14 protein-coding genes are annotated in these 14429 nt (G+C 33.5%); 3 read left to right on the top strand and 11 right to left on the bottom strand.

Annotated features, from left to right (window positions below; translation table 11 throughout):
* Positions 1-48 precede the first annotated feature (48 nt).
* The 3 genes from ACF3NF_RS04045 (at position 49) to ACF3NF_RS04055 (ending at position 1870) form a co-directional block, all read left to right on the top strand.
* The gene (locus ACF3NF_RS04045) at positions 49-768 is read left to right on the top strand and encodes a hypothetical protein (protein ID WP_394022274.1); all 720 of its coding nucleotides are present in this window, start codon (positions 49-51) and stop codon (positions 766-768) included.
* Positions 769-962: 194 nt separating this feature from the next.
* Positions 963-1403 carry a hypothetical protein gene (locus tag ACF3NF_RS04050; RefSeq protein WP_394022275.1) on the top strand — a complete coding sequence of 147 codons (441 nt, stop codon included), beginning with the start codon at positions 963-965 and terminating at the stop codon, positions 1401-1403.
* 20 nt (positions 1404-1423) lie between these two features.
* Entirely contained in the window at positions 1424-1870 is a 447-nt protein-coding gene (locus tag ACF3NF_RS04055) for a hypothetical protein (RefSeq protein ID WP_394022276.1), read from the top strand.
* Between the two features lie 31 nt (positions 1871-1901).
* On the opposite strand, the gene ACF3NF_RS04060 is transcribed toward ACF3NF_RS04055, so the two are convergent.
* The 11 genes from ACF3NF_RS04060 to ACF3NF_RS04110 form a co-directional block, all read right to left on the bottom strand.
* A complete protein-coding gene (locus ACF3NF_RS04060) occupies positions 1902-2627 on the bottom strand; it encodes a hypothetical protein (protein ID WP_394022277.1) in 726 nt (241 codons plus the stop codon).
* A 399-nt stretch (positions 2628-3026) separates the two neighbouring features.
* Positions 3027-5120, bottom strand: coding sequence for a heavy metal translocating P-type ATPase (locus tag ACF3NF_RS04065; protein ID WP_394022278.1), 2094 nt, complete (start codon positions 5118-5120; stop codon positions 3027-3029).
* A 19-nt stretch (positions 5121-5139) separates the two neighbouring features.
* Complete coding sequence (locus tag ACF3NF_RS04070; RefSeq protein WP_394022279.1) at positions 5140-5589, bottom strand: CopY/TcrY family copper transport repressor; 450 nt, start codon at positions 5587-5589, stop codon at positions 5140-5142.
* A gap of 375 nt (positions 5590-5964) precedes the next feature.
* Complete coding sequence (locus tag ACF3NF_RS04075; protein WP_394022280.1) at positions 5965-7332, bottom strand: Na+/H+ antiporter NhaC family protein; 1368 nt, start codon at positions 7330-7332, stop codon at positions 5965-5967.
* Between the two features lie 8 nt (positions 7333-7340).
* The gene (locus tag ACF3NF_RS04080; RefSeq protein WP_394022281.1) at positions 7341-8453 is read right to left on the bottom strand and encodes a uroporphyrinogen decarboxylase family protein; all 1113 of its coding nucleotides are present in this window, start codon (positions 8451-8453) and stop codon (positions 7341-7343) included.
* Positions 8454-8468: 15 nt separating this feature from the next.
* The gene (locus ACF3NF_RS04085; RefSeq protein WP_394022282.1) at positions 8469-9581 is read right to left on the bottom strand and encodes a uroporphyrinogen decarboxylase family protein; all 1113 of its coding nucleotides are present in this window, start codon (positions 9579-9581) and stop codon (positions 8469-8471) included.
* A gap of 10 nt (positions 9582-9591) precedes the next feature.
* Entirely contained in the window at positions 9592-10110 is a 519-nt protein-coding gene (locus ACF3NF_RS04090; RefSeq protein ID WP_394022283.1) for a hypothetical protein, read from the bottom strand.
* Positions 10111-10524: a DUF4430 domain-containing protein gene (locus tag ACF3NF_RS04095; protein WP_394022284.1), complete on the bottom strand. Its 414-nt coding sequence runs from the start codon at positions 10522-10524 to the stop codon at positions 10111-10113.
* Positions 10525-10533: 9 nt separating this feature from the next.
* Positions 10534-12108, bottom strand: coding sequence for an ASKHA domain-containing protein (locus tag ACF3NF_RS04100; RefSeq protein WP_394022285.1), 1575 nt, complete (start codon positions 12106-12108; stop codon positions 10534-10536).
* A gap of 7 nt (positions 12109-12115) precedes the next feature.
* Positions 12116-12763, bottom strand: coding sequence for a corrinoid protein (locus tag ACF3NF_RS04105; RefSeq protein WP_394022286.1), 648 nt, complete (start codon positions 12761-12763; stop codon positions 12116-12118).
* A complete protein-coding gene (locus tag ACF3NF_RS04110) occupies positions 12764-13543 on the bottom strand; it encodes a uroporphyrinogen decarboxylase family protein (protein ID WP_394022287.1) in 780 nt (259 codons plus the stop codon).
* Between the last annotated feature and the right edge of the window lie 886 nt (positions 13544-14429).

Here is a 14429-nt window from a genome sequence, read left to right on the forward strand (position 1 = left end):
GATTTATTTTTCCTAAAAAAAGGGTAAAATAAGCTAAGGAGGATTAAAATGAAAATTAATACTTTTAACAAAACACTACTTGCAGCTTTCATGGCCGTTAGCCTTGCCGCATGTACAAACTCAGGAACTCCTGAATCAAGTGCAGCTGAAAATACAGCCGTAAGCACAGAAGCAAGCGAAGAAAACAAAGATATAATCGATGAATCAATAAAAGAAGATAGTGAAAATAACAAACCAGCAGAAGAAAATGAATCTGTTGACAAAGAAGAAGAAACTGAAAATAAAGACTCACAAACTGCAGGTAAAAAGGAAGAAAAAGATTCAACAATTGATGTAAAAAAAGAAGAAGAAGCCCAAGCATCAAATCAAGAGCAAAGCCAAGAAAATAATGACATCAAATACGAAGAGCGTGATGGACTATATTTCTCTACTCTGGCAGCATCAAAAAATGGAGAGCGTGACGAAGAATTCAATTCTCCATATCTTGCAAATCTAAAAATTGAAGGCGACACTCTAACTGTTGAAGGCACTATTGACTATTTAGTAAATCCAGAAGATTTTGAAAGTGCTGAAAAATATGAAAGTGCATCTTACAATTTCAAGCTTAGCGATAATGTAACCCTTCAAGCTGTTGGTGGACTTGCAGAACCAGAATACTTCTCAAAAGAAGAATTCGTTGAATATTACCAAAAAGTTAAAGATTCAGGCCTAGCCCTAAAAATCGACGTTGAAAATGGAATAGTAACAACAGTTTCATTTGCTTCATAAAATAAAGATCTTAAAGGTGATGTAGAAATACATCGCCTTTTTTTATGCCTATTTTAGTGAAAATTAAAATCAATGCTTAAAAAAATTTAATCCGGGTATAGAAATAATAAGTTTATACATTAAAGTATATAGAATATAATTAACATATCACTTTATCTGTTGTAAGGTTTCCCTTGAATTGAAAGGAGTAAAATATGAAAAACAAAATAAAGTTGGCCTTACTACTTTTATTATCCCTTAGCTTTTTAGGAGCATGTAACAATCAAAAAACATCTTCAAATCCAGAAGTAGAAAAAGAATCGACTGTCTCAGAAGCCGAAAATGAAGTAACAGATAAAAGGGAAAAAATTACTGAAAATAAAGAATCCAATCAAGTTCCCAAAGATAAAGAAAAAGAAGAAGTTGATAATAAAGACTTAAAAATTTCGGAAGAAAAGCAAGATGAAGAAAATGATGAAAATCAGTTAGATCAAGCATCCATAGATAAAGACAAGTTATTCGAAGAAATCAAAAACGAAAATGATAAAGTAATAAAAGTTCATATGCAGACAAATATAGAAGATACATATCCAGATAGAACAAAAAAGCAAGCTTTATTGCAGATCCAGTTTATGATGAAAATCAAAATATTATAAAGGGTGATACTAAAAAAGAATTGAGCAATGGCTACCTACAAGAAATAAAATTTGTTGAAAATGATGATAGCCGTGCCATGATTTTAGAAAGACAACCCGGAGAAGAAGAAACAAGTGTTTCAGATGTCAAAATTGAATCCTATGACATAAAACCAGACTACCACCGCCTAGTCCAAGCTATAATGGATATGAAAGATGAGCTAGAAGTTAGTGAGAATGCTGATTTTTACAAATTAGAGATTAAAGATAAGGCTATGGATATAATTAAATATATCCAAGAAGAATATATAATTAATGTAAGTGATCTTGAGCAAAATCAGATTGAAAAAACTATAGAAGTTGAAATAGATAAAGAGACTAAGCTACTTAAAAAATTTGCCCTAAGCCTTAAACCAAAAGTTAAAGAATTAGAAGGCAACAAGCTTACAGCAGAAACAACCCTAAGTGACCATGAATTAGGAAATTAAAAAAGAGTCCCAAATGGGATTCTTTTTTAATTTATCCACCAAGAATAAAAGAAAAGGCTAATTGATAACCCGCTCTAATTGCAAGATTTATAGAATTAACATGAGAAAACTGACTAGTATATATGACAGTAATATCAGGATTTTCTTTTTGTGCTAGTACTGCTAAATTATTTATCAAAATTGGAGTAACTTCTCTGTATTTAGGAGAAAAATCAAATTTCTCAACGCCAATATCCCACAAATATTTTGAATTTCGACTTGCCCCAGCAATAGCAATCAGCTTTTCACCATCATAATATGATAGGACAAGCTGGTCATCAAATATCTCCTCATCAAATGAAAAGGCAAATTTAACTAAACCCTTAAATTTATTATAATCCTGTTTATCAATCCTTTTAAATTCATAATCACTTTCAAGTTTTGTAAAACTAGGCCTAGGAGCCATGATAGGACCCATATTTTTTAAAGACATATCATACTTTTTTAAAATATTTTGTAGTTTAAAAATATTGTCCATCTCCATAAACCAAGCAGCTGGGAAATCAAAATAAGTTTCTTCTAATTCATCCAATAATCTTTTATCAGAAGAACGAACCAATAAAGAATTACCCACACAATTAATAGCAAGCTTATCCTGGTTGTAATACAAAAAATCAGCGTTGGCCTCATTATAAATAAAGTGATTTTTCCCATCTAATAAGTCTTCAATATTATTGTCAAAATCATTTTCTAATTGCCTTACTAGATTTAAATCCATATAAGCCTCCCTTTTTTTATGCCTGCAACAAGTTAAAATCTACGACATTTAAATATTTTTAATAAAAATAATTTCACTTTTAATATCGTACACATTTTAGAAAAAATAATCCAGACAAGCTTGGCTTATCTGGATTATCTTTGTTTTATTTTGATAATTCTAAAACTTGACTTTCTGGCATATCGTGCTCATAATTCCATGGGTCTTTTGATTCTGCATATCTAATAAATATAGAAATAAGAGCAAAAGCTGCTAGTAATTGGATTCCATAAGGGATAGATCCTTCTTAGTGTATTTGATTTTAGATTATACAAATAGGTGTGATAAACCCAGGTATTTATAAACTATAGTATTTTTATAGTTAAGGGGCTTCAATTATTAGATATGTTAACCGTCAATTTACTTTGTGTCTAATCTTAATAATATAGCATTCATTGCAACTATGACTGTTGACGCAGACATTAGAATTGCTCCTACTGCTGGACTTAATGTGAAGCCAATAGGGGCCAAAATTCCCGCAGCTAGAGGGATAGCTATAAAGTTATAGCCGGCTCCCCAAAAGAGGTTTTGTTTCATTTTACGAGTTGTTTTGTGTGCTAATTCAATGAATGATTCAATATCTCCTGGATCAGATTGAGTCAATATGACATCAGCTGAATCAAGTGCAACTTGAGTTCCAGCACCGACAGCTATACCAACGTCTGCCATGGCAAGAGAAGGGGCATCATTGACACCATCACCTACCATGATAACTTTTTTTCCTTCATCTTTAAGTTCTTTTACTAACTCATATTTATCTTGTGGTGATTGATTTGCTTTATATTCAATCCCTAAATCTTCTGCTGCGCCTTGAGCCGCTTTTTCATTATCACCTGTTGCCATAATTGGCTCTATATTGTTCTTTTTAAGGGCTTTTATTAACTCTTTACTAGTTGGTTTTAATTCGTCCCCTAAAGCTACAGCAGCAATGGCATCATCGTTTTCTACTAAGACACTAAGAGTTGCTCCTTTTGGAATATCCATATCCAGATTACGTCCGTAGGCTTTTTGGCTGATTAATTGGTAACTATGGCCCTTGGCTTTACCTTCTACCCCAGCACCGGAAATCACATCAATTGAATCAAATGATACTGGACTTATATCTTGCTGTTCGGCGAAACTAATAATTGATTGAGCAATTGGGTGGCTAGACCCACCTTCAATACCTGCCAATAATGCAGTGATATCCTCTTTTGTATATTTGTCATTAAGAAGTTTTACATCTAATACTTTAAACTCACCAGTTGTTAAAGTACCCGTTTTATCTAAAATCATCACATCTGCATCTTGAGCTATTTCTAAAGCCTCACGGTCTTTTACTAGTAAGCCACGACTGGCTCCTAAGCTTGTGCTACGGGCGGTGACCAATGGAATAGCCAGACCCAATGCGTGCGGACAAGCTATAACTAATGTTGTGATAGCAAATTTTACTGCCGTTGGGATGTCCGCTATAAGCGTCCATACTACAAAAGCTATTAGTGCGACAGTTATCGCAATATAGAACAGCCATCCCGCAACTTTTTGAGCAATATTTTCTGCACGAGAAGGTTGACTTTGAGCTTGGCTGATTAAATCTTGTACTTGAGATATAAAGGACTTATCACCTGTCTCAAGTACTTTAATATAAAGAACACCTTCTCCATTTGTTGAGCCCCCGATCACTTCATCGCCAGGACCTTTTTTAATTGATTTAGATTCCCCAGTCAAAAGGGCTTCATTTAAACGTGATTCGCCACGCTCGATAGTTCCATCTGCTGGCACATTTTCTCCAGCTTGAACTCGAATTAAATCACCTACCTTTAAGTCAGCAACTGGACGTGTTTCAATTGAATCGTCATCTAATACTACATGAGCATCTTTTGGTACTAGCTTAGCCAGTTCTTCTTGTGCATCTCCTGCTTCTCCAATAGCTTTCATCTCAATCCAGTGACCCAATAACATGATTAATAGTAATGATGCAAATTCAAAGAAAAAGTCCATCACGTGTTCACCCGTTACGTAGCTTGCTATTACAGTATAAATACTATATAAATATGAAACACTTAAACCTAAAGAAACGAGAGCCATCATTCCAGGTTCTTTTTGTTTAAATTCGTCAACTGCCCCTTGATAGAATGGACGTCCACCATAAATAATTAATATAGTAGATAAAATAGCTACTACAATATCAGAATATGGAAAAGTAAACTGGAATGGTAGGTCAAACCCAGCCATAGGGGATAAGAGCATAATAATGATTCCTAGTGGTAATGACTTTAAGAATAGTTCCTTAAAGTTTCCGTGATGATGGTGGTCATGCCCACTGTGCCCGCTGTGATCATGCCCAGCATGATGTTCTTGATGTTGATCGTTATGATCTTTATGTTGTTCCGTGGTTTCGTGCTTGTGTTTTGAGTTATCCATGTCGCCATGATTATGGTGACTGTGGGATGAATGTTTGTTGTTATTGTTCATTTTAAATTTCTCCTTATGCTTAATGATGATGTAAATGACATTTGCATTGTCCTTCTGGACAATTACATTCCACTTCTTCTACTGCGTTAGCTTTCTTCATCTCTAATATTTCTTCGAGTCGCTTAATATCATCAAAGCTTAAGACATGATCTTCAATTATGTTTCCTATTACATACCCGACTTTCTTTCGACAAATACGGTTGAAAATATCATCTGTATAATCTCTTACAGCTTCTTTCTCTTCAATATTGGCAGTATAGATAAATTTTCTTCCTTCTTGCTCCGTAGTTAGCATACCTTTTTCAACTAGTCTGCCTAAGATTGTTTTGATAGTGGATTGTGTCCAGTCCATTTTTTCTTTCAATATGGAGATAACTTTTTTACTAGTTACTCGACCATTCGCCCAAACTACGCGCATGACTTCCCATTCAGCGTCTGTGATATGAGAGTCAACTACTATTGTGCTCATTATCTTATCCTCCTTGTTGTTTACACGTGTAAACTTTGTGCTTGGTATCAGTTTACAACTGTAAACCATGTTTGTCAAGTCTTTTTTATAAATGTAACTAGCTATGATTAACAGATGCGACAGAATTTAGAATAAGAGGATATAATATTTATTACCAATGGATAACTCTTTTATATACTCAAACAAGAAGTTTACTATGGTATAGAATTTAAAAGTTACAAGCAATTAAAAAATAAGGTTATGTCAAATTCTGCAAAAAAATCAGGATAAAGATAAAATTAAACGGAATGTCGCCTGCTGATTACAGATTACATTCCGTTTAAAAATATTATTAAATTATCCCGTGTTTGTGGGTGCAGCCAATTTATGCTGGCTTTATTTTGCTAATTCTAAAACTTGACTTTCTGGCATATCGTGCTCATAATTCCATGGGTCTTTTGATTCTGCATATCTAACAAAAATAGAAAGTATTGCAAAAGCAGCCAGTAAGTACTGGTAGAATAGGTATGGCATTATATCTACCGGTGCTAGTAATCCTTCGGTAAATTTAGCTGCTACTAATAATTGGATTCCATAAGGGATAAGTCCTTGCCCCACACATGCGAATATATCTAGTAAAGAAGCCGCCCTTCTTGGATCTACCTTATAGTCATTTGAAAGTCTTTTTGCAATTGGTCCTGAGATTACAATTGATACAGTGTTATTGGCAATTGCAAGGTCCATAAAAAATACTGTCATACATATACCAACTTCAGCTGTTTTTTTACTGTTAACAAAGGATAAAATCTTATCGTTTATAAAATCTAGGCCTCCTTCTTTGTTTACCATATAAGATAGGCCCCCTATCATCATTGATAATAGGAAAATTTCAGTCATAGATGTAAATCCTTCATATACTAATTTTGATAATCCTAATAAATCAAATCCATTTTGAAAAAGCATTATTATGCCTGAAAATAAAATACCGCTTGTTAAAACAACAAATACATTAATACCAATTAAGGCTGTGATTAATACAAGTAGATAAGGCAATACTTTTATTATCTCTACAGGTCCTGTTGGAATATCTACAGCAGAATCAGGTCTACCTAAGAATATAAACAAAATTATTGCAATAATAGCCGCCGGCAGGGCTATTTTTATATTCATCCTAAATTTATCTTTCATGCTTACATTTTGAGTTTTTGTAGAGGCTATAGTTGTATCAGAAATAATGGATAGGTTATCTCCAAACATAGATCCACTTACTAAAGCTGCAAGGCTCATGGCTATATTTAGACCAGCTCCTTGGGCTAATTCAATTGTTACAGTGGTAAGTGATGAAACTGTACCAACTGATGTACCTGTTGCTGTAGCCATAAAACCAGATATAACAAAAATACCAGCAATAATTAGGCTAGGAGGTATAAATTTTAAACCTAGATTTACTACAGCATCACGACCACCACTGGCTTCTGCAACTGCAGAAAATGCACCTGCCAGTAAATATATTAAGCACATAGATATAATATCTTCATTTCCACATCCAGCAATAAAGTTTGCAAACTTAGTGTTAAGATCATCTTTAAACATTACAAAAGCCACTATAACTGCAACTAAGGCTGCAACTGGTGCAGGCATTTGATAAAAGGCCATCTCTACACCTTGGTTTTGTAAAATAATACCTGTTACAAAGTAAATAACTATGAATACCAAAAAAGGTATTAGGGCATATCCACCAGATACTTTCTTTTTATTTTCCATAATTACTCCTAATCATTAATCGCTTGCGGCATCTCTCCTAGTTTGGCATCTTTGCCATATTTGCTAATTGCATATATAAATGCATCTAGATTTTCTATTGGTGTACCTACTGGTGAACCACAACCTGTTGCTGCAATATATCCACTTTTTGCATCAGCAGCTTTTTTTATACAAGTTTTTACAGATGCTATTACATCATCTATGCTACCATTTAGCATAACTTCTACTGGTGGAATATTCCCCACTACTACCAATTCATCTTCTATAACATTTTTACAATCTTCAAGGTCTTCGCAATTATCAACACTGAAAAAATCTATATCCAAGTCTTTAAAGTACTTCCATTGTTTATTAGTATGGCCACATATATGTAAGTTTGGCTTTACTCCATTTAATTGGTAATATAGGTTTAATTGTTTTTTTAAATATGGTAGAGAAAATTCTTCAACTTGCTTTGGACTTAATATATCATCGCATCCAACTGGGTCTACTACCATAACACTGCTAGGCCCAAATTCATCTTTAAATGCTTGTGACCAGGCCATATTTGCCTTAATACAAAATTCTAAAAGTTCTTTTACCTTATCTGGTTGTTTTCTTAAATCTCTTAAAAGCTTAGCTATTGGCCTGATTGCTGCTGCTGTTGTAATCGGTCCTGGTATTTCAGTTTCAATGCCCATATCAGGAAATCTTTCTTTAAGTATACGAGCTCTCTGAAGTTTTGGAGCTAAAACCTCGTTTGTATATGGATCTGGGATTTCTAATAAAGACATATCAAGCTCATCATCCATGAGAAATTTTTCTATGTAATCGATGTCATTTTCTGGGAAAACTAATTTAGAACCCAGGGCATGGCCCATTGTTCTTAGACTTAACTCCTCTGTTAAGCCAACCATTTTATAATGATCGTATTTGTACTGGATAATATCTGATAGTTTATCCACATCATCCATATCTCTTATGGTGTAATTTAATTCATTTGCGATTATCCTATTTGTACTCATAATGGCAAATGGAATATGGTCTACTCTTTGGCCACTTAGATAGGCCCCAGCTCTTTCTGATGAGGTCATCTCGGGCTTGTAATCTTTCATCAGTTCTGCTAATTCTTCTTTATTCATTTCTCCTCCTTGTTTTTACTGGCAAACAGCCTCTGGCATTTGTCCAATCACTGCATCCTTACTGTATTTTCTAACTGCATATATAAAGGCATCTATATTTTCTTTTGGTGTACCAGCAGGTGTCCCGCATCCTGTTGCGCAAATATATCCATTTTTATTATCAGCACCTTTTTTTATGCAAGTTTTAACAGCCTCTATTACATCGTCTATGCTGCCATTTCTCATAACTTCGACAGGAGGTACATTGCCTATTAAGGCTAATTTTTCCTCTATATCTTGCTTGCATTCTGCTAAATCATGGCAATTATCAACACTAAAAGCTTCAATGTCGAATTCTTTTAAGTCTTCCCATTGTCTACTTGTATGACCACAGATATGAAGATCAGGCTTTATAGTATTTAGTTTATACAGGCTGGATACCATTTTTTTTAAATATGGGTATGAGAATTCTTCTACTTGCTTTGGACTTAGTATGTCATCGCAAGCTACTGGATCTGCAATCATTATCTTAACTGGACCAAATTCTTCTTTAAAGGCGCTAGCCCAAGCCATATTTGCTCTTACACAAAAATTCAAAAGCTCCTTAACCCCATCTGGATTTTTTCTAAAGTCTCTTAAAAATTTACTAATAGGTCTTAGCGCCACGGCAGTGGACATTGGACCTGCTACAAATGTTGATATTGGATGGTCTGGGAATCGTTCTCTTAATTTTCTTGCATTTTCTAATTTTGCTTTTAATATTGTATTTGTATATGGATCTGGGATTTCAAGTAAGTCCATATCTAGTTTTTCATCTAAGAGATAATGGTCTACATGGTCGGTGTCATCTTCTGGAAAAACTCCAGTGGTTCCTAAAGCATAACCCATAGCTCGCAGATTAAGTCCTTCAGAAATTCCACAAATTTTATATTCATCACTTCTTTTTTCAATAATTTTTATTAGATTATCTACATCAGCTGTTTCTTTTAAGCTATAGCCCATGTTCATGCCATATACTACATCCAAACTCATAATATTAAATGGCAAATGGTCAACTCTTTGTCCATCAAAATATGCTTTTAATCTTTGATTTGAGGTCATTTCTGGCCTGTAATTTTCCATCTCTTTTTTTAATTCTTCTTTATTCATTTCCACCTCCTTAACCTATCTTTTTTAAACTTTGCTCCCCAGTAATATATTTTTCCAATCTTCTAATTAAGATTAAGTAAATAACTACATTACCCAGCATATGATTTATATCAAATGGAATAGATCCTACATATAGGGCCATAAATGAAAATTTGTTACCGTCTATCAAAAAGACTTGCATAAGTGTTATTAAAAAACCATATATGAATCCCGATATACCCAGGCATAGAGCCTTACTCATATCATTTTTAACTAAATTAACTTTATTAAATAAAAAATAATTAAAGATAGCTAAAATCCCAAAGTCTATTATCTGAAATAAAACCCAATATCCAAAACCTAAATAAAAACTAGTGATAGTCATAGTTATAGCATTAACTATAAGGGACTCATCTAGTTTGCCATTTATAGCTAGGATTAAAATAATATCAGAAAGTATTTGAACATTTGGTATCAGGGTAAAATGTATCCTTGTTAATACACATATAGCACAAAGACCTGCTAGTCTTGTTAGTTTTTTAGTATCCATCTACATTTGTTCAAATCTAAATTCTATTTTGTCATCATCCTTTACTTGATAATCACCAATGCCTACTTCAGCCATTTGATCATTTACATAATACATCCAGTATTGATTTTGCTCTTCATCTTGCTTTATGCCTTCTAGTTCTGTCATCATTCCATCTTTAAATACTGCTTTATGATTTTTCTCCAAATAATCTTCTAATCCATTTTCATCTATTTGGGCCTCTTGGCTTAAAATTTCTTTGTCATTTACAGTATCTTTAATAGTAATCTCTACATTAGTAGTAGCTTTTGCTTGCTGGTTGCTTTCTGTATTGGTCTCTTCCTTGCTTTGTGTATCAGCCTGATTGCTACAGCCTGTTAGTGTAAGTGTTGTTATTAGTGCAAATCCTAGTAGATATTTTTTTAAATTTTTCATATTTTTCTCCTAATTAAATTGCATTGATTTTGCAAAAGTTCTTTCATAATTTTCTGTTGTGGATAACTCCACATAATAGATTTCTTTTGATAAATTTTCTATCTGATCTATTATTTTGTTATTCATCAAGGCCATATAAGCACCAATTAAGGATGAATTGCCTACATAAGTTATCATATTTTCAGCTTCTTTTGGTAGAATTCCTACTCCTATTATGTCTTCCTTTTTAAGATGGCTACCAAAGCCTCCTGCTATTATTACTGAGTTTAAATCTGATATTTCCATATTTTCAGCTTTTAATAGGGTCACAAAGCCTGATAATATTGCTCCCTTGGCTAGTTGGACTTGCCTTATATCTTTTTGACTTAAATATATTTTAGATTTTTCATCTAAAATTATGATTCTTCCCTTTTCATGATTTTCTTTTATATATTTTTTTCTAAAATCATTGGCTGCTAGTTTGTCTGGGTCAACTATGCGGCCTCTTTTATTTACAAATTCGTTTGCTACTACTTGCGAAACAGTGCTTAATAATCCGCTACCGCAAATCCCCTTTGCCTCTTCATCCCCTATTGTCTCAATAAAAATTTTTTCATCACTTATTTTGACTCTTTCTATAGCACCACTTTCTGCTCGCATTCCACATTCTATATTCATTCCTTCCAGGGCAGGTCCTGCAGCTGTGGAGCAACAATAAAGTTTATCTTTTGTTTTTAAAACAATTTCTCCATTTGTTCCTATATCTATAAAAAGGGTATTCTTCTTATTTTTTAAATCTGTTAAATATACTCCTGCAACTATATCACTTCCTACAAAGGCGGATACATTAGCTAGGGTAATCAGTCTTGCCTTTAAGTCTATGCCTATTTCATTAGCCAAAAGTCTTTGTGTACTTAAAAATTCTGCCTTATAAGGATATTTTCCTAAAGATCTTGCATCTTTTCCCAATAACATATGTAGCATTGTGGTATTAGCTGCTACAAGCATTTGCTTAATAGATTCTCCTGTTACTTGATTGTTTTGGCAAAGTTCTTTTATCATTTGATTTATGGTATCTACTATGGCATTTTTTAAATGAAGGATTCCTTTTTCATTTTCATATTCATAGGTAATTCTAGTCATGACATCCAAACCATATTTGCTTTGAGGATTTATACTTGATTTCTTATCTAGGATTTCACCATTTGATAGATTAATTAAGTTCATTGCTAGAGTGGTGGTTCCAATATCTAGGGCAAGTCCAAAACCAGTCCTATAGTCCATTTTAAATTTAGGTATTTGACCTTGGTCTAGAACTTTTATATCAGATTTTTTACTTTCTATAGATATTTCAATGTCAGTTTTTGGATATGTAAGACATGCTAGCCTTATATTTGCATTTTGTTCAGCAGGGGATAATAGTGATTTTTCTTCGGAACGGAGAGAACTTATATTACCTTTTAGAATCTTCACCTTGCACTTACCGCAAGTTCCCCTGCCATTGCAAAAATTATTTATGTCTACCTTATTTTCAATAAGGCTGGATAAAATATTTTCCCCATGGGATAATATTTCTTTGTTTTGCTTATTAATTTTTATTTTCATCAGATTTCTATTTGCCAATAAGGCTTTTCGCTACTTTTACAGCTTCACTAGCATTTTCACTATAAGCATCTGCACCAATATCTCTGGCAAAGCTTTCTGATACTGGACCTCCGCCAATCATTACCTTAAATTGGTCACGGATACCTCGTTCATTTAATAAATCTATAACTTTTTTCATATTTCCCATTGTAGTAGTCATAAGGGTTGACATCATTATAAAATCAACATTATTAGAAATAGCTTGGTCTACAAATGTTTCTACCGGCACATCTTTACCTAAATCAATTATTTTAAATCCTGCTGTTTCAAGCATCAATTTTACCAGGTTTTTCCCAATGTCATGAGTATCGCCCTCAACAACTCCTATAACGGCACTAGCTATATTATCTTCCTGACTAGTATCAATTTCTTCTTTTAGGACATTGATGCCATTATCCATAGCATCTGAGCAAATTAATATATCCGATATATAATATTCTTCTTCTTCAAAAAGTTTTCCCGCTTCATTCATTCCTTTAATAAGGCCATTAAAAATTGCTTCTTTTGGGTCATAGCCCTCAGCCAAATATTGTCTACAAAGATCAGCTATTTCTTCATCCTCCATTTCTACGACCATCTCAGCCATCTTATCAAAATATTCTTCTTTACTTGGCATTTAATCCTCCTTCAAAACTATTTTATTTACCTTCTTAAATTCTTTATCAGCTAAGTTTATACACCTATCCCCCATAAGAGTACTTAAATTATCAAATAATATATCAATGTATTTTTTTTGATTATTAAGTTCTATAGGCTCTAAAAAACCCTTATCCAAGTCAATTATTGCAAAAGTAGACTTTGGACAAAGATGCAATGTAAAATCATAATCATTTGCTAATTTATCAATTTCTCTTAAAAAATTAAGTAAAAAATCATCCACATAGTTAGCAACTTCACGAGGCCCCAAAACCTTTGGACTTAAAATACTCTCAGTAAAGCTAAAAACCCTCACACCCATATCAAGCATTTTTTTTATGTAATCGATATATATATAAGTAAGCTTGGAATAAAGACTTATTAGAGTTTCACGTTTTTTTCTCATAGCCCTCATAACGTTAGTAGCACCAATAAGATTATCAAGGACAGAAATTGGACCCCTAATCTCAATTACAGTTTTATCCGCTCCTAAAATATCTAGAGCCTCAATCATAGACAAATACTCAGCTTTACTATAGTCCATATCAAGTTTTATATCCTTAATATTTTCATAAATAGGATAAGCAGTACGCCCATTTTGAAAACTTACACCCAAGCAAACCGGAATCATAGGAACAACTGGTAGAGAAACATACCTTCCATCTTTAGCATAATCTGCCATAAGTTTTGGATTAGTTAAAATTTCATTGTTTTCAATAGGTCTTTCAGGATTATCAATACATTCATAAGAACGAATCATAAAAACCTCCAATTCCTAAATTAAAATTAGGCATAAAAAAATTAATGCTCATTATAGTATAGATCTAGGTACGCCAAGAACACTTCAAAAAGGTGTACTTTAGGCAAAACCTAACTTTTTGAACTATAATAATCATTAATCACCAATTTTTTATAAGCATATATAAATAAGTGTACTTTCCAAAATGGATTATTTATATATGTAATCACATATAATTTATCACGTATGTATAAATATGTCAAAAGATATAATATATTTAATATTTATATATAATTTTAAATAATATTTAATTGTTAAAATAATAATCTTTAGAAAAAAATCTATCAGTACAAAAAAAGAACTAGTAATTCGACTAGCTCTAGCTTATTTGACGATTTCTACCAAAACTCATTAGCTTCGCTAATTTACCGCCACTACCGTGGCTCATTTTGGGGTTAAATGTGCAAAATCAATGCACATTTAACACTCTACCGGGAGGTCACCCTCCGAGTACCATCGGCGTAATGAGGCTTTCACCTTCGGTGAACCACTCCGTGGAGGATCCTTCATGAGCCGGATGGGCTTGTTTTCTGTGTTCGGTATAGGCAAATATGCCTTGATTTGGGTCCAGGAGTTCAGACACCATCATTTGCCCCGGAAAGTAGCGCGGGATCGCGGATAAGCCTTCGTAGAAGGCGACTTTTAGTGACAGGTGTATATTTTTTGTACTAAAAAAGACTTAGTCAAAAGACTAAGTCTCTCGCTTCGCTCGACCATTCCATGGAGGGTCCTCCATTAGCCGGACGGGCTTGTCTTATTTAGCAACTTCCTACTCTACCGGGCTTAAACATGCCTTGATTTGGCATGTTTAAGGCTAAAACTTAGTGTGATAGCACGAATGAGTTTG

It is taken from the genome of Anaerococcus martiniensis (assembly GCF_043187485.1).
GTDB classification, from domain to species: Bacteria; Bacillota; Clostridia; order Tissierellales; family Peptoniphilaceae; genus Anaerococcus; species Anaerococcus martiniensis.